Below are 23,119 nucleotides of genomic sequence, written 5' to 3' on the forward strand. Positions count from 1 at the left end.
CCGAGCCGGTTGCCCCGGGCCTGAGTACCTGATGATGTGAATCCCCCACAGACAGGGGTCTGGTGCCCCTGCCTAACTAGTCCCACAACAGGAAGTGTTATTAGCCATGAGTCTTGCAGATCAAGTATTGGCGGTGAACGACGATTTGCCGATCCGTACCGATAAACCTGTCCATTCCGGCAAAGTGCGCAGCGTCTACTGGTTGACCCCAGCAGACAGTGCCCGGCTCATTCGGGAGAAAGGCTATGATGTGCCGGCCGATACGCCCCTGGCCCTCATGGTGATCAGTGATCGCATCTCGGCTTTCGACTGCATCTGGCAAGGGGTGGACGGTCTGAACGGCGTGCCGGGCAAGGGCGCGGCGCTCAATGCCATCTCCAGCCACTGGTTCAAGCTGTTCAAGGAGCAGGGGCTGGCGGACAGCCACATCCTGGACATCCCGCACCCCTTCGTCTGGATCGTGCAAAAAGCCCGTCCCGTGATGATCGAGGCCATTGCCCGCCAGTACATCACCGGCTCCATGTGGCGTGCCTACAAGGATGGTGAGCGGGAATTCTGCGGCATCACCCTGCCGGAAGGGCTCAAGAAGGATCAGAAGCTGCCCGAGATCCTCATTACCCCGTCCACCAAGGGGATCCTCAAGGGGCTGGATGGCGTGCCGGAAGCGGACGACGTCAACGTCTCCCGCGGCGACATCGAGCGCCACCATCAGGCCTTCGGCTTCCGCTCCCCGGCGGACATCGACCGCTACGAGGCGCTGCTCAAAGAGGGCTTCAACGTCATCAGCGAGGCACTGGCTGCCCTGGATCAGGTCTTCGTCGACACCAAGTTCGAGTTCGGTTACGTGACCGATGCCGCCGGTCGCGAGAAGCTCATCTACATGGATGAAGTGGGCACCCCCGACAGCTCCCGCATCTGGGACGGCGCAGCCCTTCGCGGCGGCGAGATCATCGAGAAGTCCAAAGAGGGCTTCCGCCAGTGGCTGCTGAACCACTTCCCGGATCCGGACATCCTGCTCAACAAGAACCGCATGCCCGAGCGCTTCGCCCTGGCCCGGGACAACAAGCTGCCCACCGAGGTGATGATGGATATCTCCCGCACCTATGTGGGGATCGCCGAGATGATCATCGGTCAGCCGCTGGTACGCAGTGCCAATCCGAAGCAGGAGATCATCGAGGTACTGCGGGAGCAGTACGGCCTGATCGACTGAGGCCGACCGCTTTTTTTGCCGCAGGCGCACAAACGTTTGCCGGTGGCAGGGGAGGCGTTTGCAACGCAGATGACAAAACGGGCCCCATGACGGGGCCCGTTTTCATTGGGTTGTCCGGAGCGCTCAGCCATTGACCCGGAAGATCTGACCGGTCTGTACCCCCAGTACCGATTTCTTGTAGGCCTGGGCCACCCGGGCGGCGGGTACCGGCACGAAGCCTGGGAAGAAGTCGGCATACTTGCCCATGGACTCTTCCAGCACGGTGGGGCTCACCACGTTGATGCGAATGCCCCTTGGCAGCTCGCAGGCGGCCCCTTTCACGAAGTGCTCGATGGCACCGTTGATGGTGGTGGCGCTCACCCCCCAGTGGATGGGCTCCTCGCTCAGAATGCCGCTGATGAGGGTGATGGAGCCACGGTCACTCAGGTGGGCAATGGCGGCCCGGGTCAGGTTTATCTGGCCCATCAGCTTGCTCTGAAGCCCCACCTGCCACTGCTCGTCCGTCATCTCGGTCAGGGCATTGAAGGCGACGCTGCCGCTGGCGACCACCAGGGCATCGAAGGATCCGATCTGCTCGAAGAGCGCTCTGATGGAGGCGGGGTCGCGCATGTCCACTCTGGCATCCCCCTGGCTGTGACCGACCCGGATCACCTGGTGATCCTGGGCAAGCAGTTCGCTGACGGCGGCGCCAATGGTGCCGGAGGCACCCACAATCACAATCTTCATATCTATCGCTCCTGGTTGAGATGAGTTGATGATAGCGGGATAAAAAGGGAGAAAAAGCGCTTATGATGAACCCATTGTTTCCATATTGGTGCTAATGATGGATATCACTCACCTGGCCAGTTTCTATGAAGTGGTGCAGCGGGGCAGTTTCTCCGCCGCTGCCGATGCCCTGGGGGTGAGCAAGGGGATGCTGAGCCGCCATGTCAGCGCCCTGGAGTCCGCCCTCAATGCCCAGCTGCTCCAGCGCACGACCCGCAGACTCAGCCTGACCGAGGCGGGGCGGGTGCTTCACCAGCAGGCCGGCGAGATCTTCGCCCTGGCCCGGGAGGCGGAGGAGGGGATCCGCGCCCTGACCGAGGAGGACAGCGGCCGCCTGCGCTTCACCTGCCCGGTCAGTACGGGGGACCGCATGGTGAGCGAGCTGCTCGCCCGTTTTGCCGAGCTGTGCCCCGGCGTCCAGGTCGAGCTCAACTTCACCAATGCCATGATCGACATGAGCCAGGGGGAGAATGACATCGCCCTGCGGGCCATGGAGCTGATCCCCGACAACCTGGTGGCCCTGCCGCTCGGCAGGCTCAAGGATGTGGTGGTGGCAAGCCCCGCCCTGCTGGCGCGAGAGGGGATCCCCGCCACTCCCTATGAGCTGGGGGGGCGCTCCTGCCTGCTGCAGGGCCACAACCCGGACTGGGAGCAGTGGCACTTTCGCCAGGGGGAGGAGGAGGCGCACATCCTGGTGCAGGGGCGAGTGCGGGCCAACCACTACAGCACCCTGCTGCAACTGGCCCAGGCGGGCATGGGCTTTGCCAAGTGTCCACTGATGCTGGTGGAGGCCAGCCTGGCCCGAGGGGAGCTGGTGGCCGTGCTGACGGAGTGGCAGACCGGCCTGCACCCGATCCATGTGCTGCACGCCCAGCAGCGCCGGGTGCCGCGCAAGATCCGGCTGTTCAAGCAGGTGCTGGCCCAGTGGTTTGCCGAGCGGCCCCATTATCTGCTGGGGTGAGCCTGCATCCCGTTATTTTTCTGTCATCTGGGGCTGCTACCCTGCGCCCTTCATCGCGAAAGGAGAGTCAGGGAATGAAGCGTCATCAGGGTTGGGCAGGGGTTGCGCTGCTGTGCTGCGGCGGTGTGCAGGCCGAGGTCAGGGTCGAGGTGCCCCGGGATTTCCAGATCCTGGCAGTGAGCGCAGGCAAGGTGCAGGACGAGCAGCACGCCGTGCTGGCCGACGGGGAGCAGCAACTGCTGGTGCGTTATGAGGGGGTGATCCCGAGTCGCAACAGCAGCGACAACGATCGCCAGGTTCGCTCCGAGCCCCAGGTGCTTCGCTATGAGGCCCGCGGGCAGTCGGTGCGCCTGCAGGCTCCCGTGCCTGCGGACGAGGCCGGGATGGAACGCTACGCCAGGGCCCCTGTCCTGGGCCTGGTGGCGGGGGGGCAGCCCCTCGAGGTGCGCCAGGATACGCTGGTGGTGCAGGGGATGCAGATCGGCATGGACTGGCATGCCAGTCTGATGGAGTACAACCGTGGCGAGGGGCCTGCCGTGCTCGCCGGTGCGGCGGATGTGACTGCGGCCGCCGTGGCGACGCCCCGGGCCTCCTCCGTGCCGGCCAGCGCCCTGGAAGGGCAGTTGCAACAGCTTTTCCTGCAGGCGGACCCCGCGCTTCGCAAGCGCTTCATCGGTTGGGCCGTGCCGCGCCTTTAAGTTTGCTCCCCGTTGCAGTAACGTGGGCACATCTTTGATTCCCGATGTGCCCATGTTGATCAGCGAGGCCCCCATGTTTGAATTGCACCCCCGCCTTCAGGCGGATACCCGGATACTCGGGGATCTGCCCCTGTGCCGCGTCCTGCTGGCCAAAGACAGCCAGTATCCCTGGCTGATTCTGGTGCCCCGGGTCGCCAACCTGCGGGAGATCCATCATCTGGCCCCCGAGCAGCAACAGCAGTTGATGCAGGAGTCCTGCGCCGTCGCCACCCTGATGGAGCGGGCACTCGGCCCGGACAAGATCAACGTGGCGGCCCTCGGCAATCTGGTGCCTCAGCTGCACCTGCACCACGTGGCCCGCTTCAGCTCGGATGCGGCCTGGCCCGGTCCCATCTGGGGTGCCTGTCCCGCCATTCCCTATGAGGAGCAGGCCTTGCAAGGGGCGGCTGCCAGTTGGCAAACCCGTCTGGCTACCCTGGATGGATTTCAGCCATTTCTGACTGATAATCCAGTCAAGTGAGAGGTGGCTCGCGCTTTGGGCACCGGGATCACGCAATCTGTTAGCGTATCGCGCCGGTGCATGGTGACATGGGCGACACGAGTGACAGCCCCATTATTTCGATCAGCAGGAAGGTTCCATGATAGTGACAAGATCCGAGGATGATGCCGTATTGACCACAGAGGACGTACTGCTGAGCCTGTGCAATTCGGTGACGAGCGTATTGAGTGCGGCGACCCAGACCCAGGTGCGCTTCTCCGGCATGGTGCAGCGGATCAGCAAGACCTGCCTCAAGCCTGACATCGGCTGTTTCGTGCTGTTTGACGGCGGCTTCTCCGGGCTGGTGGTGATCAACTTCTCCGCCGCCGCGGCCATGGAGCTCTACCAGAGCTACATGCTGAGCATGGGGCTCTCCAAGGAGGATCTTGCCATCTCCCACACCTCGGACGAGGTGAGCAACGTCATGGGCGAGCTGATGAACCAGATCGTCGGCAGCTTCACCACCAAGGTGGGGCGCGAGCTGCAGACCCATATTACCCAGAACCAGCCCAAGATGCTGGCGCTCAACAAGCAGGTGATGCTGAGCGTCGACACCAACCTCGACAATCCAGAGACCCGCCGGGTGACCTTCTTCACCGCCAGCAACAACATCTTCTATCTGGAGCTGGCCATGGACAAGACGGAGTTTATCCGGATCCATGATGGCGGCGTGCAGGAGGAGGTGGATCCCGACGAGCTGATCGCCCAGGCCAAGCAGTCAGCCAAACCGGCCCCGGCGGCCGCGCCGGCGAGCAACGAGCACGACGATCTGCTGGATTCCCTCGGCATCTGATGGTCGAGGGTTGTGCAAATGAAGAGGCCACCCCGGGGGTGGCCTTCTTGCTTGGGGCGGGTCAGAAGTTGTAAAGCAGCCCGGTACTGAAGCGAAGCGCCTCGGCATCGTAGAAGTCGATGTCGGAGTCGGCGCTGGAGTAGGCCGCGGTGAAGGTGGCGGCAAGGGGTTTGATGCCGAACAGGTTGTGCCAGAAGAAGGTGCCATTGAGGGCGAACTCGCTGGCATCGGCGCGCTGGCCGAACAGGGGATTCGCCTCGTCATACTTGCGCTTGCCGGCGTAGAGGTTGCTCACGATGGACCACTGGGAGGCGCGCTTGGCATAGGTCAGCTGCAGACCGGTGTTCTTGAAGCTCTCCGCACTCCCGTCCAGGCGGGCCTCCTTGTAGAGGAAGGCGGGCTCCAGCAGCTGGTCGCCGCCGAAGTGGTACTGGTAGGAAACAGCCAGGTCGTGGACCTTGCCGTTGCGGCTCAGCATGGAGGCGTAGTGGGTGCCGTGGGTCAGGTCATATTGCTGGCCGCTGCGCTCCTCGTCGAGCTCCACTTCCCGGCTGGTCAGGGTGGCGTAGACGTTGCTGCCCCAGATCCTGTCCCAGGCAAAGCGCACCCCTTTCGAGGTGAGATCGGTGGCGCTGCGGTCCACGCCGGTGGCGAAGGGATCGCTCCACACTTCCACCGGCATGAGGTTGAACACCAGGGAGGTGGCGACGATACCCTTGTCACCCATCTCCTGGCGCAGACCGAGTTGCTGGGTAAAGTCGAAGCGCACCGCGTCCTGGATGAGGTTGCCGAGGAAGACCTGGGTGCGGGTATCGGCGAAGGTGTAGCGGATATCGGCATTGAGCAGCGGGCTCAGACCGCTTTCGCGGCCGGGGGAGCCCAGATCATCGATACGGCTGTTGCTGTCGTCACCGGCATAGAAGTTGGACTTGTGGCTGCCGGCATTGACCCCGCCCAGCAGAAAACCGGACCAGCCGGTCTGGCGGGGGATCTCCCCCAGATCGGCGTGGGCGGTGGTGGCGACCAGCAGGCCAAGGCTCAACAGAACATGATTTCGCATCGGGTATGCTCCTGACATAACGAATGAGAAGGGTGACAGTGTGCCCCGGTATTCCGGTGGAACCGGTGCTGACTGAGGCATGGCAGGCATGCTACCCCAGCCGGAGTGTGACGTTAATCAATAATTGAATACGCGACGGACAAGAGTTCATGGCGCCGTACTGGTATCCTGTTTGCGCAAGAAAAGGGGAGAAAACAACGAGATGAAGCAGATCAAATCCTGGGCGCAATATTACGTCGACCTGATGACCAAGCTGGGACTGGTGCGCTTCAGCATGTTCCTGGCCACCGCCATCATAGTGCTGGCCGTTTCGATCCAGATGGGGGTGACCCTGTTTTTGCGCGGCACCGTGGACATCGTCGACCTGGTGCGCTCTGTCTTCTTCGGCCTGCTGGTGACCCCCTGGGCCGTCTATTTTCTCTCCATCGTGGTGGATCAGCTGGAGGACTCCCGCCAGCGGCTGACCCGCATGGTGCGCAAGTTGCAAGACATGCGCGAGCGGGATCTCGAGCTCAACAGCCAGTTGCAGGAGAACATCAGCCGGCTCAATGCCCAGATCGCCGAGACCAACCGGGCCGAGACCCTGCGCCAGCAAGCCATCGAGGATCTCGAAAACGAAGTGTTCCAGCGGGAGAAGGCCCAGTTGCATCTGGGGGAGCGTACCGCCCTCTTGCGCTCTTTCATCGACTGTTCCCCCGATCTGGTCTATTACCGCAACGAGGACGAGCAGTTTTCCGGTTGCAACCGCGCCATGGAGGAGCTCACCGGCAAGGTGGAAGCGGAACTCATCGGCCTGACCCCGTTCGATGTCTACAAGCACGACATCGCCAGCAAGGTGGTGGAGACCGACAAGCAGGTCTTCGCCCAGAACGAGCCGCTCACCTATGAGCAGTGGCTGGAGTATCCCGATGGCCGCAAGGCCTACTTCGAGCTGCGCAAGGTGCCCTTCTTCGACCGCTTCGGCAAGCGGCTCGGCCTGCTCGGCTTTGGTCGCGACATCACCGAGCGCAAGCAGTACCAGGACAAGCTGGAGAAGGCGAGTCGGGACAAGACCACCTTCATCTCCACCATCAGCCACGAGCTGCGCACCCCGCTCAATGGCATCGTCGGCCTGAGCCGGATGCTGATGGATACGCCCCTCGATGCCAGACAGCAGCAGCAGCTCAAGACCATCCACCTGAGCGCGGTGACGCTCGGCAACATCTTCAACGACATCATCGATCTGGACAAGCTCGACCGTCGCCGGCTGGAGATTGCGCCGGCTCCGCTGGATTTGCCCGCCTTCCTCGACGAGCTGGAGACGCTGTCGCGCATCCAGGCGGAGCAGAAGGGGCTCTACCTGCACTTCGACCGGGACGGCGACATGCCCCAGTTCGTGATGGCGGACGGCACCCGGCTGCGCCAGGTGCTGTGGAACCTGGTGGGCAATGCGGTCAAGTTCACCGATGAAGGAGGCGTCACCATACGCTGTCTCGCCCACGCCGCTGATGAACCGGGCAAGCTGGCGCTGCACTTCGAGGTGGAAGACACCGGGGTGGGCATTCCCCGCGCCCAGCAGGAGAAGATCTTCGCCATGTACTATCAGGTGCAGGGCAAGAAGCACGCCACCGGCACCGGCATCGGTCTTGCGGTCTCCCGCCAGCTGGTGCAGGCCATGGGCGGTCAACTCTATGTGGACAGCGACCCGGGCGAAGGCGCCTGCTTCACCGCCGAGCTGGAGGTGGACTGCGTCGAGCCCAGGGCCGCGGCCCCGGAGCCCGAGATGCCCTCCCTCGACATCCTGCTGGTGGAGGATGTGGAGCTCAACGTGACCGTGGCCTGCGCCCTGCTGAACAAGCTCGGCCATCAGGTCAAGGTGGCGCGGGATGGTGCAGAGGCGCTGGCCATGGCCAACCCGGATGATTTCGACTTGATCCTGCTCGACATCCAGCTGCCGGACATGACGGGGTTCGATGTGGCGGAGCAGCTGCTCGCGCGCTACGGCGACAGCTTGCCCCCCATGGTGGCGCTCACCGCCAATGCCACCGGCGATCGCCAGTACTACCGGGATCACGGCATGCAGGATGTGATCAACAAGCCGCTGGGCTCCAAGGCGGTGCGGGAGGTGATAGGCCACCTGTTTGCGGATCTTGCCGGGGACGAGGCGGACGAGCAGGACGATGTCCACCATCAGGATGCCCTGCTGGATCTGCCCTTCCTCACCGATTACGCCAGCACGGTCGGCAAGCCGGTGCTGCTCTCCAGCGTCGAGCTGTTCGAGAAGATGATGCCGGATTACATGGCGGTGCTCGACTCCAACATGATTGCCAGGGATCAGGCCGGTGTGGTGGAGGAGGCCCACAAGATCAAGGGGGCGGCGGGCTCCATCGGCCTGCGCCGGTTGCAGCAGACGGCCCAGCTCATCCAGAGCCCGGAACACCCCGCCTGGTGGGAGAACGTGGAGGACTGGATTGAAACCCTACGCCGGGAATACCCGGGTGACATCGCCCGCCTGCGGCGCTGGCTGCTCTCGTAGACACGACGCCTCAGGCAAGGAGCCACGACATGTATGACCGTTTGATCCCCCCCGAGCGCATTCACCCCTGGGGAGACGAAGACCTGCTGGAGGCGACGGAGCAGGACCGCACCCGCATCGTGCAGGCGGCGCCGGTGCGTCGGTTGCAGCAGAAGACCCAGGTCTTCCCGCTCGATGTGAAAGCCTCGGTGCGCAGCCGTCTCACCCATTCGTTGGAGGTGCAGGAGACCGGTCGCCAGATCAGTCGCCGCATCCTGGCGGCGCTGCCAGCCGGAGTGGTGTGCGAGGGGGCCTTCATCAATCTGGTGGAGATGTCCTGCCTGTTGCACGATGTCGGCAACCCGCCGTTTGGCCATTTCGGCGAGCAGGTGATGAGTCAGTGGCTTGCCCAGGAGCTGGACGGCCTCTTCGCCCGTGCCCACGACCAGTTGCCGAGCCCCCAGTGGGCAACCCTTCGCCAGGATCTGCTGGTGTTTGACGGCAATGCCCAGAGCCTGCGACTGGTGCACAGCCTCCATGAGCTGAACCTCACCCTGGGGCAGCTGGCGGCGCTGTGCAAATACCCGCAGCAGCCCCTGCCGGGCCTGCACCATCCCCAGGGCTATGGTCAGCACCACGGCTGGACCAGCAAGCGCGGCATCTTCTTCAGCGAACAACCCCTCTATCGTGCCCTCGGCCAGAGCCTGGGGCTGGCCGAGGGGTGCCGTCATCCGCTGGTCTACATCATGGAGGCGGCGGACGACATCTCTTACTGCATCGCCGATCTCGAGGATGCGGTGGACAGGCGCATCCTCACCCAGAGCGAGCTGCTGGCAGCCCTGCGCGAGGCGGACGAGGGCGGTTACATGGCCGATCTGCTCGATGAGGCGCTTGCCTCCGGTCGGGGGTTCTTCCCCCATTTTCGCCAGCATCTGACCCGGGATCTGGTGGCGCTGGCCGCCCATACCTATGTGGCCGAGCACGATCAGATCCTGAGCGGGGCCTATCCCCAGGCGCTGCTGCACGGTCAGGCTCCGGCAGCCCGGGTACTCGATACCCTCAAACGGGTGGCTCGCGAGCTGGTGTTCATGCGCCCGGAGGTGGAGGCGCTGGAGCTGGAAGGCTATGCCGCCCTGCGCGGGGTGCTCTCCACCTACGCCTGCCTGCTGGCCCTGCCTGCCAGCCAGTTCGAGCGGCTGCTCGCAGGCAACGGCGGGAGCGAGCTCTTCTTTGCTCGGCGGCTGTTCCACCGCCTCTCTGCCCGCCACCTCAAGGCGTACCGACTGGCGGTGGCGAGCCGGGATCCCCGTTTCGAAAAGGAGAGCGAGCAGGAGTGGTACTACCGGGTGCGGCTGCTGCTCGATTATGTGAGCGGCATGACGGATACCTATGCGCTGGAGGAGTTCCGGCTGTTGTCAGGGATTTGACTGAACCTCTTTTTGGCCGCATTCCACCCATATGGGTGGGAGAGATATTGCGTAAAATTCGGTGTTTTTTTACACTGCGGCAACTTGTTCAACTTTCACACGGTAAGGAGACGACCATGCAACATTCCATGTTCAACGTTGCGTTCGATCGCTGCTCTGGCAGCGCGAAGACTCGTGCTCTTTATTTGCCGCGTGGAGGGGACAGGTAACACCTGCTTTTTTCATCACCCGCGGTTGTCCCGCAGGGTGATCACCTCTCTCCGGGGGAACCGCACGTTCAACTGGAGAATATTATGTCTATCGAACTCGCCCTGCTGCGCCACGTAGAGACCCTGGTTCAAAAAAGGATCACCCGGCTGGAGCGTCGCGTCAGCTACCTGCACCTTTCGCCTGCCCTGCTCAAAGACATCGGGCTGGAAGGGCAAAATGTGCAGATCGCCCACATCCGTGAGCGGGAGTTTCAAACCGGTTTCCGGCTCGGGAACCGAATAACCTGATGGGAGGGGGCATGGCCCCCGACCTGGTGGATGGCAGGCCTGGGCCTGCCATTTTTCTTTCCTGATGAGCATTGTCTCAATTTAGTTGTCGCACATTGCGCCAAACACTCTATGATCCCCCTCCGTTTCGTATGGGAGTTGATAATGTTCCGCCGCTGCTGTCGTCTCATCCTGCTATGTGGTCTGGCTTTCTGGAGCCTGATGGTTGCGGCTGCGCCGGCGCAACTGGACCAGAGCAACTTCACCCTGGACGAACTGCACTGGCTTGCCACCCATGATGAACTGGTCGTCGGCATGCCTTCGGCGGCCTGGCCACCCTATGTCTATACCGATGGGCGCGGCAACTTCACCGGCCCCCTCGATGAGTTCGCCTCCCAGATTGCAGCCAGGCTGGGGGTGAGCCTTCGCTACCGTGCCTATGCCAACAATGCGGCGGTCCAGCAGGCCTTGCTGGATGGCAAGGTCGACATGTTGATCGGGGTGGCACCGAGCCCGACCCGCACCCTGCAGATGCAATTTACCTCCGAGCTGATGGCACTGCCCCGGGCCGTGCTGTTGACGGGGGGGCGGGAGAGCCTCTCTCTGGAAGAGGCCTATGGGGTGCGCTGGGTCTGCGTCTTCGGTGTCAGCGCCTGCGATGAGCTGCTGCGCCTGGGGATCTCGAACCTAATCACGGCCGACAGCCGGGACGAGGCGATCTTCATGCTCAAGGAGGGCAAGGCGGATGCCTATCTGGCCGAGCTGCCCATGCTGAACAGGCTGCAAGCCATGGCGGGCATGGCGCTGGCCAGGATCGACTGGATGAGGGATACCTCCCTCGCCATGGCCGTGGCACCCAGGAATGATGTCTTGCAGGGATTGCTGGAGCGGGCCCTCGAGGACATCTCTCCCCTCGAGCGTCGCGCCATTCTGGAGGCGGGGGACATCCTCGACTATGCCCTGGTGAAAAGGAGCAGGGAGATCGTCTTCAATCCGCAGGAGCAGGCGTGGTTGCAAGCACATCCGGTCATCCGCTACGGGGTTGCCCCGGATTGGCCCGGGATGAGCGAGGTGGACGACAGGGGGCGGCTCAAGGGGCTCATTGCCGATCTGCTGACACTGATGAGCCAGCGTGCCGGGCTTCAGTTCACCCTGGTGCCGACCCGGAGCTGGGCCCAGAGCATGGCGCTCTTCCAGGATCGCAAGCTGGATCTCATCCCGGCCATGACTCCCACCGCGGAGCGTCAGCAGTTTGCCCGGTTTACCCCCAACTACGCGTCGATCAACCGGGTGGTCGTGGCGAGGCAGGGGATGGCCGAGCTCACCGCCGCCAGGGCACTGAAAGGGCACAGGGTGGGCATGGTAGGGGGCTCGGTGGAGCAGGTCTTGCTGAACGAGGTGGGGGCCATCGCCGTGCCGGTGGCCAGCGATGCCGAATTGCTGCCCCTGCTGGACCAGCAGAAGGTCGACTATGTGCTGATGAGCACCACCACCCTGGAGCAGTCGCTGCAAAAGGGATTCAGCGACCGCTACCAGGTGGTCTTCTCCGGCAGCGACCTGCGGGTACCCATCGCCATGGCGACCCAGTTGCAGGATCCCATGCTGCAGCAGATCCTCACCAAGGTGCTGATCGCCATTCCCCCCGACGAGCTCTCCGCCCTGGAGAAAAAGTGGCTCTCCCTGACCATACAGACGGGACTGGATCCGAAGACGGTGCTGCTCTGGTCCTCCCTCGGCGGCGGCATTTTCCTGCTCTGCCTCTTGCTGTTCATGGGCTGGAACCGGACGTTGCGCCGCCAGATCAGCCAGCGGCGGGAGGCCGAGCGGCGGCTCGAGGAGCAGCTGGTGTTTGTCCAGATGATGCTGGATGCCCTGCCCAACCAGGTGGTGCTGACCAACGAGCGCTATGAAGTGGCAATGACGAACCGGGCGTATCGGCAGATGTTCCTCGGCGGGGAGAACCTGACGGGCTCCTATGAGCGTTTGCTCCAGGATCGATTGCCTGAGTCGATCCGCGCCAGGGTGATGGAGGAGGATGCCAGCGTCTGGGAGAGCGGAGAGGAGCTTCATGGACGGGGCGAGATCCGGTTTGATGACGATCGCCTGCACCAGATGATCTACACCAAGCGGCTCTTTGCGGGGCCCGATGACAAGCGGCTCGGGATCTTGACCGTGCTGACCGACGTGACCGAGCTGGAGCAGGCGCGGTTTGCGGCCCAGGAGGCGCAGACCCGGCTGACCCAGATCACCGACAGCATGCCGGGTCTGGTCTATCAGTATCACTGGCTTGGGCCGGGCAAGGGGCACTTCCTCTACACCTCGCAAGGGGTCAGGGAGATGGTGGGGGTCGAAGAGGAGCATGCCGGCATGGCGGTCACCGGTGCCTCCATCCTGGGGCTGACAGGCAAGGCGCACCAGGACTTCGTGGCCACGGTGGATCGTCATGCCCTGAGCATGCAGCCGCTTGATCTCGAGGTGGAGATCCGGCGCCAGGGGGAGGCGGGCTATTTGCAGATCCGTGGTCACTTCGTTCACCAGGAGGGGCTTGAAGGGGTCATATTGAACGGCGTGGTGCAGGACATCACCAAGCTCAAGCGCCAGGAGCTGGAGCTGCGCCAGGCCAGGCGGGTGGCGGAGGAGGCGACCCAGGCGCGCAGCCGCTTCCTCGCCACCATGAGTCATGAACTTCGCACTCCCATCTCCGGCATGCACGGCATGCTGGAGCTGCTGCAAATGAGTGCGCTGGACGACGATCAGCGCTACATGTTGCGCAATATCTCGACCTCCACCAACCATCTGCTCTATCTGGTGAACGACATCCTGGACTTCTCCAAGATGGAAGCCGGGCAGTTGCAACTGCACCCCCATCACTGCCGCCTGACCTCGGTGATTTGCGATGTCATCCGGGGACATGCGGCCCTGGCCTATGGCAAGGGGCTCAACGTGACGCTGCGGTGGGGGAAGACTGTGCCGGATCTGGCCTGCATCGACGGGATCAGGGTGGGGCAGGTGATCTCCAATCTGTTGAACAACGCGGTGAAGTTCACCGAGGCGGGGGCGATCGCCATCCAGGTGGATTATGAAGACGACCGGCTGGCCTTCCGGATCCGGGATACCGGGATAGGCATCGCCCTGGAGCAGCAGCGCACCCTCTTCATCCCGTTCAAGCAGGTGGAGTCCGACACCAATCGCCGGTTTGGCGGCACCGGGCTCGGGCTTGCCATCTGTCATCAACTCACCCAGAAAATGGGGGGTAGCCTGACCCTGGAGAGTACCCCCGGAATGGGCACCTGCGTGACCTTCACGCTGCCCCTGGCCGAGTGCCAGTGGGAAGCGCCGCCCCTGACCGGTCAGGTATGGTGGTGGTTTGGGGAGGATGAGGGGCTGGAATCAGTGATGGTCAGGCTGGGTGCCAGACTGGTTCGCATGGAGGCACACCATTGGCAGCAGCCCCTCGAGGGGCATCTGCTGGCGCAGGAGAATCACCTGGAACAGGCCCTTGGCAGTGACTGGCTGGCCTGTTTGCAGCGTTCGAACCTCAAGGGCATAGTACTCTCTCCCCATGAGGCCCTGCGGGGGCGAATGGGGGGCGACGCCTGGTGGCGACTGGGACAATCGCCTCTCTACCCCGATCTGTTGCTGGAAACCTGCCAGTCACTGTTCAACCAGCAGGCGAGCCAGTCGAAGGGGATGGAGGGGGAGAAGCTCAGGGGACGGGTGCTGGTGGCGGATGATCACCCCGTCAACCGGGCATTGCTGACGAGGCAGCTCGCTATCCTGGGGCTCGAATCCGAGGTGGTGGAAGATGGCGAGGAAGCGCTGCGCGCCTGGCAGGGGCAGGACTTCGCCCTGCTGCTGACCGACTGCCACATGCCGGTGATGGATGGCTATGCCCTCACGCGAGCCTTGCGGGATGCCGGGAACAGTGCTCCCATTATCGGGGTGACGGCCGATACCTCTGAGGAGGCGAGCCAGCAGATGCGTGATGCCGGCATGAACGACATGCTGTTCAAGCCCTACAGCCTGGATGCCCTGAGCCAGACCCTGGGACGCTGGTTGCCGACTCAGGAAGAACAGCTCGCCTCGGAGGCGCCCCGGCAAGCCAGGGTTCAGCTGCCAGGCATAAGCTGGTTGACCCTGTTCGGGGATGAGGCGGTGGCTCGCAGCATGGCCAGCGAATATCTGGAAGCCAACGAGCAGGATGGCGAGGACATGAGGCTGGCGCTGGCCAGCCAGGATACCCAGGCGCTGGTGGAGACGGCACATCGCATCAAGGGGGCCGCGCGCATGGTAGGACAGCAGGCATTGGCAGAGGAGGCGGCCCGGCTGGAGGCGGCGGCCAGATTGAAACAACTGGACAAGCTCGATGACCTGGCCAGGGCGGTACAGGCATTGATGGACTCTATCAGAGGTGAAACGGGGTTATGGCTCGATGAATAGCGCACGGCATGAGTTGGCGATCATGGTGGTGGAGGATCACAACTTCCAGCGCAAGGCCCTGATGCACCAGATCCGCGGACTGGGCTACGGCAACCTGCTGGAGGCGCAGGACGGGGAGGAGGCGCTGGCACAGTGCCAGCACCACAGGGTCGACATCCTGTTCTGCGATCTGCGCATGCCGGGCATGGATGGCATGGCGCTGCTGCGCCGCCTCTCCCTTGGCGGGTTCCGCGGCGGCATTGTGCTGTGCAGCGCCCTGGAGGATGACGTGGTCGATGCCGTGCTGCGCATGAGCCGGGCCTATGGCCTGCAGGTGTTGGGGCGCATCGAGAAACCCGCGTCTCCCCAGCAGATCGCGCAGCTCATCGGTGCCTGGCGGCCCCAGCAGGTGCGCAGCCAGGAAGAGGATGGTTATCACCTGACCCTGGATGAGCTGCGCCGGGCGCTGGATCAGGACCAGTTGCTGCCCTGGTATCAACCCAAGGTGGGTTTTCACAATGGGGAGTGGCTCGGCATGGAGGCGCTTGCCCGCTGGCAGCACCCCGAATATGGCCTCATCTCGCCGGCCCGTTTCATCCCGCTGGCGGAGCACAACGGGCTCATCGACCCGCTCACCGAGGTGATCATCGGCAAGGCGCTGCGGGACGGCCACCTGTGGGAGAAGACCGGGCTCTCCCTGAACCTGTCGATGAACCTCTCCACCACCTCCCTCATCGAGGGGGATCTGTGCAACACCCTGCTTAGCCACTGCCAGCGCTGGAGCATCAACCCCGAGCTCATCACCCTCGAAGTGACCGAGAGCGCCTTCGTCAAGGATCTCGGCAAGTCGCTGGAGGTGCTGACCCGCTTGCGGATGCACGGTTTTGGTCTCTCCATCGATGATTTCGGGACCGGCTACTCCTCCATGCAGCAGCTCGCCCTGCTCCCCTTTACCGAGTTGAAACTGGACAGATCCTTCGTGGATCGCTGCTATGAAGATCCCTCTCGCCTAGCCATCATCGAGTCCAGCATCGAGCTGGCTCGCAAGTTGGGCTTGAAATCGGTGGCCGAGGGGGTCGAAGATGAGGCGACCTGGCAATTGCTGGCGAAGCTGGGGTGCGATCAATGCCAGGGCTTCTTCTCTGCCCGTCCCATGCCCCGCGAGGAGCTGATGGGATGGCATCAGGGTTGGCAGGCTCGTTTGCCCGCGCTCATCAGACGCTAATCCCGGGCAGGATGCCCGACGAATTCCAAGGATGGCCATGAAAATATCAAGCAAGTTGTTGTTGAGCTTCTGTTTTATCAACCTGCTCATCATTCTCTCCTCCGCCCTTGTCTATCATCAGCTCGGCCGGATCGAAGGCTCGCAAGATGCCTTGCTGGCCCAGGCCCTGCCCGCCCTGCAGCGGGACGAGGCGAGCCAGAAAGCCCTGATTGCCACCGTTTCATCCCTGCGGGCCTATCTCATCCTCGGCAAGGATCCGGCACAGGGTGATCGCATCAAGCAGGAGTGGGAAGAGGCCTGGCACGCCATCGAGCGCCAGCGTTTCACCCCCGACCTGACCCGGGCACTCAAGGATTTCAAGGGGGCACAGTCACAGGTGTGGGCCCTGGCTCACACCGAAGAGAACCTGCCCGCCCACACCCTGATGCTGCTGGAGGCCGGCCCTCTGGCGGAGTCGGCCCTCGATCAGTTGCAGTCTTTTGCCAATGAAGAGGTGGCAACGCCCCAGGCGACGTTGCCCGGTGACAGGCGCCTGCTGCTCAAGCAGGTGGGGGATGCCTACAACAGCCTGGGCAATGCGCTCTCCGCCCTGCGGGATTTCCTCATCTCGGGGGAGAAGGAGTACCTAGACAAGTACCGGGACTACTACCAGTTTCACCAGCAGCGGGTGGCCGAGCTGAAACAGCAGGAGGCCAACTTCACCGAGGCACAAAAGGGGCTCTGGACGCTCTTTGAAGAGATGTCAGCCCCCTTTGCCGAGCTGGTCGGCCAGGTGATCGAGAAGCGCCAGGCCCCGGACTGGGACAGGGCCAACCACCTGATGGCCACCGAGATAGAGCCCGCCCTGACCCGGCTGGCGGATCAGCTGGCGACCCAGGTGACCCATACCCGTGCCGAGGTGGACAAGATGGCGGGGGAGATGGCGGCCGCCAGTCAGACCATTCACCGCACCCTGCTGCTCGCCACCACCAGCGTCATCCTGCTGGGCACCCTGGTGGCCCTGCTGTTCAGCCGGCGCCTGACCCGGGACATCGCCAGCCTGGTGAAACGGGCGGGCCTGGTGGCCGATGGCCGCCTCCCCGTCACCCCCTTGCCCGTGCTTCGTCAGGATGAGCTGGGAGGGCTCACGGGCTCCATCAACCGGATGTCGGCACAGTTGCGCGAGCTGGTGGGGGAGATCCAGGGGGCGGTCGGTCAGGTGGAAGGGGCTGGCCGCGAGGTGGGCCAGACCACCAATGCCATCGTGGATGATCTGGCGAGCCAGAATCAGCGGCTCGATGCGGTGGCAGCGGCCATCGAGCAGATGTCGGTCAGTACCCGGGATGTGGCGGGCAACATTGCGGACGCGGCGGGAGCGGCTCGCCAGACCGAGCAACAGGCAAGGGAGGGGGAGCAGGCCCTCGCCCGCATGGGGACCACCATGGCGCAGATTGGTGCCATGATTGCCCAGGCAAACCAGGCGATGACGCAGCTCAGCAGCCAGAGCGAGCAGGTGGGGAGGGTCACCGAAGTGATCGCCACCATCGCCGAGCAGACCAATCTGCTGGCACTCAATGCGGCCATCGAGGCGGCGCGGGCCGGTGAGCAGGGACGGGGATTTGCCGTGGTGGCCGATGAAGTCAGGCAGTTGGCCAGCCGCACCAGCGCATCGACCATGGAGATCAACCAGACCATTGCCAGCATCCAGCAGCAGACCCGGGAGACCGCGGATACCGTGGGCAGCGGCACCCTGCTGGTGGAGCAGGGGCGCGGCGCCGTGGCCTCGGTGACCGAGACCCTGGAGTCGATGGCGACGCTGGTGCAGGATCTCAGCGGCCAGCTTGCCGCCATCGCCACCGCCACCGAGCAGCAGTCAAGGGCGGCGCAGGAGGTAGCGGGCACGGTGGAGGAGATTGCCGGGCTCAGCCATCAGTCCAGCGAGCATGGCCAGCAGGGGGAGCAGATCGCCGCCCGCCTGACCCGGGAGACGGGGAGACTGACATCGGCCATCAGCCGCTTCGAACTGGATGCCTGACGCAAGGGAGAGAAAAACGGGGCAGACCTCTGGGTCTGCCCCGTTTTTTTCGGCCCGAAAACCTGGTGGTGGAAGGATGCACGCCGCAGGTGCGGTCCTGACCGTTCGGAAGCTGGGGGATGGTGTCTTGTGTACTGCCCTGTGTCTCTTTCTGCCGACAGGACGGTTTACTCCAGGCGGCGGAAGGCCTGGTTTTCGAAGCTGCTGCAGGTCTCCTGGTTGAGCAGGTTGACCAGCAGGATGGCCCGCTTTTCGCCATCCGGCTCCAGATAGATGGCTTCAAACCCGGCGAGGGGGCCGGATTCGATAAGTACCTTGTCTCCCTGGGTCGGCAGACGGGCATAGCTGGCGCGCGCCTCGTCGCTGTCGTCCCGGCTCATGAGCCGGTAGATCAGCTGGCTGCTGACGGGGGTCCACTCCTTGCCGAAGTGGATGATGCGACTGATGCCCCGGGTCGATTTCAGGGTGACCGGGGTGACCTCTTCCAGATCCACGTAGATGAAGAGGTAGTTGGGGAACATGGGCTCGCGCTGGGGCACGCGCTTGCCTCGCCGCAGTTTTTCAATCTCGACCATGGGGTAATAGGATTCAACGCCCTGGGCTGCCAGATGGGCGCGGGCGCGGGCCTCTTCCTTGGGTTTGCAGTAGGCCAGATACCATTTCTTCATTGTTGTTCTGTTTTTCGTGTTGCCGTGCTTGTGGCTATGATAACGGGGGTAAAAAAAAAGGCCACGCTTGACGTGGCCTTTTTTCCAGAGTGAGTGATTACCAACCTTTCACCAGACCGCCCTTGAACAGCTCGGTCCCCTTCTTGAAGACCTCGTCGGTCTGGAAGGACTGAACGAACTCCTTGACCTTCTCGTCGTCCTTGTTGTTCTCGCGAGCAACGATCAGGTTGACGTAGGGGGACTCCTTGTCTTCGACAAACAGGCCGTTCTCGGTCGGGGTCAGACCAATCTGACCGGCGAAGGTGTTGTTGATGATGGCCAGATCCACGTCTTCCAGGGAGCGCGGCAGTTGTGCGGCTTCCAGCTCGACGATCTTGAAGTTGCGCGGGTTGCTGGCGATGTCCAGTACGGTCGCTTCCAGACCGGCACCCTCTTTAAGCGTCAGCAGGCCCTGCTTCTCCAGCAGGATCAGGGAACGACCCAGGTTGGTCGGATCGTTCGGCACCGCGATCTGGGCACCGTCTTTCAGCTCGGACAGGGCCTTGACCTTCTTGGAGTAACCGGCGATCGGGTAGACGAAGGTGTTGCCGACCGGCACCAGCTTGAAGCCGCGATCACGGATCTGGGCATCCAGGTAGGGCTTGTGCTGGAAGGCGTTGACGTCGACGCTGCCGTCGTTCAGGGCCACGTTCGGGGTGACGTAGTCGGAGAAGGTGACCACTTCGACGGTCAGGCCGTATTTTTCCTTGGCCACCTTGGCCGCGGTCTCAACCAGCTCGGTCTCGGGACCGGCGATGGCGCCCACCTTCAGGGTCTTGTTCTCTTCCTTCTGGCCGCAGCCGACCAGTACCAGGGTTGCCAGCAGCGCAGCTGCTGCGGATTTGATGCCCAATTTCATAAAAACCTCCTGTCAGAAATCGACGATTAACGATGATCACATTGTTTGACCAGGCGCTCACCCGCGCTCTGGATGAGTTGAACCAGCACCACCAGAATGACCACGGTGACCAGCATGACGGTGGGATCGAAACGCTGGTAGCCGTAGCGAATACCCACATCACCGAGACCACCGCCTCCGATGGCACCTGCCATGGCGGAGTAGTTCACCAGGGTGACGAGGGTGATGATGACGCTGTTGAGGATCCCCGGCAGGGCCTCGGGCAGCAGCACCTTGGCGATGATTTGCAGGGGCTTGGCCCCCATGGCCTTGGCCGCTTCCAGCAGGCCGTCAGGCACCTCCATCAGAGCCCCTTCCACCAGGCGGGCGATGAAGGGAATGCAGCCCACGGTCAGCGGCACGATGGCGGCGATGGTGCCGATGCTGGTGCCGACGATGAAGCGGGTCAACGGAATGATGGCGACCAGCAGAATGATGAAGGGCACCGAGCGACCGACGTTGACGATGACGCCCAGGACCTTGTTGAGCAGCGGATTGGCCAGGATCTGGCCCGCCTTGGTCACGTGCAGCGCCACGCCGAGCGGCAGGCCGAGCAGGCAGCCGAACAGGGCGGAGGCAAACACCATGATGAGGGTGTCGCCCAGAGCCGAAATCAGCAGATTAATCATTGCTTCGGACATAACCCATTACCTCCAGCTGAATGTGGTTGTCGATGAGGAACTGCTGGGTGGCCTCGCACTGGGCCTCGTCCCCGAACAGTTCCGCCAGCAGGAAGCCGAACTTGACGCCACCGGCGTATTCGATGTCTGCGCTCAGGATGCTGATGTCGATGTTGAAACGGCGGCTCGCCTCGGAAATCAGCGGCGAATCCACCGTGGTACCGGTAAAGCCGAGCTTCACCAGGGGATAGCTGCCGGGCACCCGGTCGCTACTCATCCGATCCTGATACTCCTGAGGCACTTCCAGGTGGATGGTGGAGTGGATGAAATCCCGTGCCAGCTGGGTCTTGGCATTGCTGAAGAACCAGGCCACTTCCCCCTGCTCGATGAGACGGCCGTCGCTGATGATGGCCACTTCGTCGCAGATCCCCTTCACCACGTCCATTTCGTGGGTGATGAGCAGTATGGTGAGCCCCAGCTTGGCGTTGATCTCCTTGAGCAGGGTCAGGATCGAGCGGGTGGTCTGCGGGTCGAGGGCCGAGGTGGCCTCGTCACACAGCAGGACCTTGGGAGCCGGTGCCAGGGCGCGGGCGATGGCGACGCGCTGCTTCTGCCCGCCGGAGAGCTCGGACGGATAGGCGTGGGCACGGGCTTCCAGCCCGACCAGGGCCAGCAGTTCGCTGACCCGGCTCTGGATCTTGTCCTTGTTCCAGCCCGCCAGTTCCAGCGGGAAGGCGATGTTGGCGGAGACGGTGCGAGAGGCCAGCAGGTTGAAGTGCTGGAAGATCATGCCGATCTGGCGGCGAGCCTGAGTCAGATCCCGCTCGCTGAGGGCGACCAGGTCCTGGCCATCGACGATGACCTGCCCCTCGGTGGGGCGCTCCAGCAGGTTGACGCAGCGGATGAGGGTACTCTTGCCGGCACCGGAGGCACCGATCACCCCGAAGATCTTGCCTTGGGGCACATGCAGGCTCACGTCACGCAGGGCGTGCACGGCATCACTGCCTTTACCGTAGACTTTGTTGAGACCGATCAACTTAATCATGGATTCTTCCGTGCTAACAGCCTTAAAGCACAGGGCGCTACAGGCGGGTAAATTGGGCAGAGGTTTCACTGGGTAGCTCTGTCATCATGGAGGATGATGCTAAGATGTCCGGATGGCTGTGTCAACGCATGTTTTTACGTCTAGACGTCTAAAAAATGGATAAGGATTCCCGCCATTTGACTATGGTGTGGAGGTATCACCACCAGCATCAATATTAGATTCCGATTTGATGACTCTAGTCCGAATATAAGCTGGTAAATATCTTTTATGTCGTCGATTTGATGCCTCCCCTTCGGACAAGGTGCCCGGTTGTCCGGGCAGTCTCGCTGCCGGTTTCCCCTTCCTCCTGCCGTCTCTTTTCCTGCTTTCTTTTCCATCTCCTTGATGCAGAACAATAAATGACCAGTTTGTGGCCGTGTCGACATGCCAGCTCCCTATACTGGCTGCAGGTGGATGCCAGGAGGGGGGCGAGATGCGATTCCAACAGATCAAGGACCTGATGCTCTATCTCGAGGAGCTTCATCATCGGCAAGGGCACATTTACGGGCGCCAGATCCCCCGGGTGGATGCTGAGCGCAGCAGAATGTTGCTGGCCTATCTGCAAGGGCGGGAGGATGCCGCGGCGGCTCATCTGCACGATTATCGCGAGCAGATGGGCAGCGCGGTGAAGGAGACCTGGCTGGATCAGGGGTTTGGCGAGGATCTGCTGGCCGAGGGGGATCGTCTGGCGCTGCCCGCCACAACCCAGCCCGCGGAGATAGTGGCCCTGGTGTCACGCCAGGAGGAGAGGCTCATCGGCGAGCTGGAACGTCTGGCCCGGGAGTGCCCCACGCCCGACACGGCGGCGCTGCTGAAAGCCCTGGCCTCCATGGCCCAATCCCGCCTGACCCGTCTGGTACACGGTGCTCATCGCCTCGACGATCTCTGAGCCCGGATGAGAGAGACCCGGCACGGGCCGGGTCTTCTGATGTTGCTGGCGGTCAGCCCCCTTGCCGGGCCGCGCCATAGAGGGCGGCGCCTATGATGCCGGCCTGGTTGAGGTTCGCGGCCGCCACCAGGGGAGCCCGGGTCTCAATCTTGTCGATGAACTTGTCGAGCTTGGCGGCGCTGCCGCCCCCCAGGATGAAGAGGTCGGGGGAGAACAGAAACTCCAGGCGAGCCAGGTATTTGTTGAAACGTTTGCCCCAGCGGCCCCAGGAAAGATCCTCGCGCTTGCGCACCGCATCGGAGCAATAGTGTTCGGCCACCATGCCTTCCAGCATCAGGTGACCCAGTTCGGTATTGGGCAGCAACTGGCCATTGACGAAGACGGCGGTACCGATGCCGGTGCCGACGGTGATGAGAATGATGACCCCCTGGCGATCCTGCCCGGTGCCAAAGCGCATCTCCGCCAGACCGGCCGCATCGGCGTCGTTCAGGACATGGCAGGGCAGGCCGGTCACATCGGCAAACAGGTGGGCGGCATCGGTCTCAATCCAGCTCTTGTCGATGTTGGAGGCATTCTTGGCGATGCCGTTGTGGATGGTGGCGGGAAAACCGCACCCCACGGGCCCCTTCCATTGGAAGTGCTCGACCAGCGCCTTGAGGGTGTGTGCCACGGCGGCCGGGGTTGCCGGTTGCGGTGTGGCGATGCGGTGGCGTTCGCCAATCAGCTCCCCGGTTTCGGTGTCGACCAGGCAGCCCTTGATCCCGGACCCCCCAATATCTACTCCCAGCATCTGCATCAGAATCTTCCTTTTATTGTGCCGATGTTCAATGGTCGGCAGAGC

Annotated in this window: 19 protein-coding genes; 12 read left to right on the forward strand and 7 right to left on the reverse strand. The window is 62.9% G+C overall.

Annotated elements, in window-relative coordinates:
* Positions 1-106: 106 nt before the first annotated feature.
* On the forward strand, positions 107-1,210 hold the full coding sequence (locus AB5Y50_RS02800) for a phosphoribosylaminoimidazolesuccinocarboxamide synthase (RefSeq protein WP_010673169.1): 1,104 nt from the start codon (positions 107-109) through the stop codon (positions 1,208-1,210).
* A gap of 123 nt (positions 1,211-1,333) precedes the next feature.
* Here AB5Y50_RS02800 and AB5Y50_RS02805 read toward each other — a convergent pair whose 3' ends face one another.
* Complete coding sequence (locus AB5Y50_RS02805; protein ID WP_043152536.1) at positions 1,334-1,936, reverse strand: short chain dehydrogenase; 603 nt, start codon at positions 1,934-1,936, stop codon at positions 1,334-1,336.
* 97 nt (positions 1,937-2,033) lie between these two features.
* Here AB5Y50_RS02805 and AB5Y50_RS02810 point away from each other — a divergent pair, with 97 nt between their 5' ends.
* From AB5Y50_RS02810 to AB5Y50_RS02825, 4 genes are all read left to right on the forward strand, one after another.
* Complete coding sequence (locus AB5Y50_RS02810) at positions 2,034-2,936, forward strand: LysR family transcriptional regulator (protein ID WP_043152652.1); 903 nt, start codon at positions 2,034-2,036, stop codon at positions 2,934-2,936.
* A gap of 74 nt (positions 2,937-3,010) precedes the next feature.
* Positions 3,011-3,634, forward strand: a complete 624-nt coding sequence (locus tag AB5Y50_RS02815) for a DUF2057 domain-containing protein (RefSeq protein WP_043152538.1) — start codon at positions 3,011-3,013, stop codon at positions 3,632-3,634.
* A gap of 73 nt (positions 3,635-3,707) precedes the next feature.
* Positions 3,708-4,154: an HIT domain-containing protein gene (locus tag AB5Y50_RS02820; protein ID WP_039040966.1), complete on the forward strand. Its 447-nt coding sequence runs from the start codon at positions 3,708-3,710 to the stop codon at positions 4,152-4,154.
* 118 nt (positions 4,155-4,272) lie between these two features.
* The gene (locus tag AB5Y50_RS02825) at positions 4,273-4,965 is read left to right on the forward strand and encodes a DUF3334 family protein (RefSeq protein WP_029313837.1); all 693 of its coding nucleotides are present in this window, start codon (positions 4,273-4,275) and stop codon (positions 4,963-4,965) included.
* A 61-nt stretch (positions 4,966-5,026) separates the two neighbouring features.
* Here AB5Y50_RS02825 and AB5Y50_RS02830 read toward each other — a convergent pair whose 3' ends face one another.
* Positions 5,027-6,025, reverse strand: a complete 999-nt coding sequence (locus AB5Y50_RS02830) for a DUF2860 family protein (protein ID WP_042881204.1) — start codon at positions 6,023-6,025, stop codon at positions 5,027-5,029.
* 202 nt (positions 6,026-6,227) lie between these two features.
* Here AB5Y50_RS02830 and arcB point away from each other — a divergent pair, with 202 nt between their 5' ends.
* The 6 genes from arcB to AB5Y50_RS02860 all read left to right on the forward strand — a co-directional run bounded on the left by arcB (position 6,228) and on the right by AB5Y50_RS02860 (position 18,080).
* Positions 6,228-8,540, forward strand: coding sequence for an aerobic respiration two-component sensor histidine kinase ArcB (arcB, locus tag AB5Y50_RS02835; RefSeq protein ID WP_045523789.1), 2,313 nt, complete (start codon positions 6,228-6,230; stop codon positions 8,538-8,540).
* Positions 8,541-8,569: 29 nt separating this feature from the next.
* Positions 8,570-9,946 (forward strand): dGTPase, encoded by a 1,377-nt coding sequence (gene dgt, locus AB5Y50_RS02840; protein ID WP_043152541.1) that lies wholly within the window; start codon positions 8,570-8,572, stop codon positions 9,944-9,946.
* Between the two features lie 293 nt (positions 9,947-10,239).
* Positions 10,240-10,443 (forward strand): hypothetical protein, encoded by a 204-nt coding sequence (locus AB5Y50_RS02845; protein WP_080768051.1) that lies wholly within the window; start codon positions 10,240-10,242, stop codon positions 10,441-10,443.
* Between the two features lie 144 nt (positions 10,444-10,587).
* A complete protein-coding gene (locus AB5Y50_RS02850) occupies positions 10,588-14,862 on the forward strand; it encodes a transporter substrate-binding domain-containing protein (protein ID WP_043152545.1) in 4,275 nt (1,424 codons plus the stop codon).
* A complete protein-coding gene (locus AB5Y50_RS02855) occupies positions 14,855-16,066 on the forward strand; it encodes an EAL domain-containing protein (RefSeq protein ID WP_041214588.1) in 1,212 nt (403 codons plus the stop codon). The genes AB5Y50_RS02850 and AB5Y50_RS02855 overlap by 8 nt, the downstream gene beginning before the upstream one ends.
* A 37-nt stretch (positions 16,067-16,103) precedes the next feature.
* A complete protein-coding gene (locus AB5Y50_RS02860; RefSeq protein WP_043152548.1) occupies positions 16,104-18,080 on the forward strand; it encodes a methyl-accepting chemotaxis protein in 1,977 nt (658 codons plus the stop codon).
* 167 nt (positions 18,081-18,247) lie between these two features.
* On the opposite strand, the gene rfaH is transcribed toward AB5Y50_RS02860, so the two are convergent.
* The 4 genes from rfaH to metN all read right to left on the reverse strand — a co-directional run bounded on the left by rfaH (position 18,248) and on the right by metN (position 21,350).
* Positions 18,248-18,748 carry a transcription/translation regulatory transformer protein RfaH gene (gene rfaH / locus AB5Y50_RS02865; RefSeq protein WP_010673182.1) on the reverse strand — a complete coding sequence of 167 codons (501 nt, stop codon included), beginning with the start codon at positions 18,746-18,748 and terminating at the stop codon, positions 18,248-18,250.
* Positions 18,749-18,845: 97 nt separating this feature from the next.
* The gene (gene metQ / locus AB5Y50_RS02870; protein ID WP_041211129.1) at positions 18,846-19,646 is read right to left on the reverse strand and encodes a methionine ABC transporter substrate-binding lipoprotein MetQ; all 801 of its coding nucleotides are present in this window, start codon (positions 19,644-19,646) and stop codon (positions 18,846-18,848) included.
* A gap of 26 nt (positions 19,647-19,672) precedes the next feature.
* Positions 19,673-20,326 carry a methionine ABC transporter permease gene (locus AB5Y50_RS02875; RefSeq protein ID WP_029313844.1) on the reverse strand — a complete coding sequence of 218 codons (654 nt, stop codon included), beginning with the start codon at positions 20,324-20,326 and terminating at the stop codon, positions 19,673-19,675.
* Positions 20,307-21,350 carry a methionine ABC transporter ATP-binding protein MetN gene (gene metN, locus AB5Y50_RS02880; protein ID WP_043152552.1) on the reverse strand — a complete coding sequence of 348 codons (1,044 nt, stop codon included), beginning with the start codon at positions 21,348-21,350 and terminating at the stop codon, positions 20,307-20,309. Before metN ends, AB5Y50_RS02875 begins: the two co-directional genes overlap by 20 nt.
* A gap of 472 nt (positions 21,351-21,822) precedes the next feature.
* Here metN and AB5Y50_RS02885 point away from each other — a divergent pair, with 472 nt between their 5' ends.
* A complete protein-coding gene (locus tag AB5Y50_RS02885) occupies positions 21,823-22,278 on the forward strand; it encodes a hypothetical protein (protein WP_010673186.1) in 456 nt (151 codons plus the stop codon).
* Between the two features lie 52 nt (positions 22,279-22,330).
* Here the strand turns inward: AB5Y50_RS02885 and ppgK are convergent, their stop codons facing one another.
* The gene (gene ppgK / locus AB5Y50_RS02890) at positions 22,331-23,074 is read right to left on the reverse strand and encodes a polyphosphate--glucose phosphotransferase (protein WP_010673187.1); all 744 of its coding nucleotides are present in this window, start codon (positions 23,072-23,074) and stop codon (positions 22,331-22,333) included.
* Between the last annotated feature and the right edge of the window lie 45 nt (positions 23,075-23,119).

The sequence above is a fragment of the Aeromonas sp. s6 genome (assembly GCF_040907815.1).
In the GTDB taxonomy this organism is placed as follows: Bacteria; Pseudomonadota; Gammaproteobacteria; order Enterobacterales; family Aeromonadaceae; genus Aeromonas; species Aeromonas caviae.

What these genes read in the sequence shown, in the direction of transcription:
- AB5Y50_RS02800 (WP_010673169.1), top strand. Translation starts at nt 107, where the DNA reads ATGAGTCTTGCAGATCAAGTATTGGCGGTGAACGACGATTTGCCGATC.
- AB5Y50_RS02805 (WP_043152536.1), bottom strand. Translation starts at nt 1,936, where the DNA reads ATGAAGATTGTGATTGTGGGTGCCTCCGGCACCATTGGCGCCGCCGTC.
- AB5Y50_RS02810 (WP_043152652.1), top strand. Translation starts at nt 2,034, where the DNA reads ATGGATATCACTCACCTGGCCAGTTTCTATGAAGTGGTGCAGCGGGGC.
- AB5Y50_RS02815 (WP_043152538.1), top strand. Translation starts at nt 3,011, where the DNA reads ATGAAGCGTCATCAGGGTTGGGCAGGGGTTGCGCTGCTGTGCTGCGGC.
- AB5Y50_RS02820 (WP_039040966.1), top strand. Translation starts at nt 3,708, where the DNA reads ATGTTTGAATTGCACCCCCGCCTTCAGGCGGATACCCGGATACTCGGG.
- AB5Y50_RS02825 (WP_029313837.1), top strand. Translation starts at nt 4,273, where the DNA reads ATGATAGTGACAAGATCCGAGGATGATGCCGTATTGACCACAGAGGAC.
- AB5Y50_RS02830 (WP_042881204.1), bottom strand. Translation starts at nt 6,025, where the DNA reads ATGCGAAATCATGTTCTGTTGAGCCTTGGCCTGCTGGTCGCCACCACC.
- arcB (WP_045523789.1), top strand. Translation starts at nt 6,228, where the DNA reads ATGAAGCAGATCAAATCCTGGGCGCAATATTACGTCGACCTGATGACC.
- dgt (WP_043152541.1), top strand. Translation starts at nt 8,570, where the DNA reads ATGTATGACCGTTTGATCCCCCCCGAGCGCATTCACCCCTGGGGAGAC.
- AB5Y50_RS02845 (WP_080768051.1), top strand. Translation starts at nt 10,240, where the DNA reads ATGTCTATCGAACTCGCCCTGCTGCGCCACGTAGAGACCCTGGTTCAA.
- AB5Y50_RS02850 (WP_043152545.1), top strand. Translation starts at nt 10,588, where the DNA reads ATGTTCCGCCGCTGCTGTCGTCTCATCCTGCTATGTGGTCTGGCTTTC.
- AB5Y50_RS02855 (WP_041214588.1), top strand. Translation starts at nt 14,855, where the DNA reads ATGAATAGCGCACGGCATGAGTTGGCGATCATGGTGGTGGAGGATCAC.
- AB5Y50_RS02860 (WP_043152548.1), top strand. Translation starts at nt 16,104, where the DNA reads ATGAAAATATCAAGCAAGTTGTTGTTGAGCTTCTGTTTTATCAACCTG.
- rfaH (WP_010673182.1), bottom strand. Translation starts at nt 18,748, where the DNA reads ATGAAGAAATGGTATCTGGCCTACTGCAAACCCAAGGAAGAGGCCCGC.
- metQ (WP_041211129.1), bottom strand. Translation starts at nt 19,646, where the DNA reads ATGAAATTGGGCATCAAATCCGCAGCAGCTGCGCTGCTGGCAACCCTG.
- AB5Y50_RS02875 (WP_029313844.1), bottom strand. Translation starts at nt 20,326, where the DNA reads ATGTCCGAAGCAATGATTAATCTGCTGATTTCGGCTCTGGGCGACACC.
- metN (WP_043152552.1), bottom strand. Translation starts at nt 21,350, where the DNA reads ATGATTAAGTTGATCGGTCTCAACAAAGTCTACGGTAAAGGCAGTGAT.
- AB5Y50_RS02885 (WP_010673186.1), top strand. Translation starts at nt 21,823, where the DNA reads ATGCGATTCCAACAGATCAAGGACCTGATGCTCTATCTCGAGGAGCTT.
- ppgK (WP_010673187.1), bottom strand. Translation starts at nt 23,074, where the DNA reads ATGCAGATGCTGGGAGTAGATATTGGGGGGTCCGGGATCAAGGGCTGC.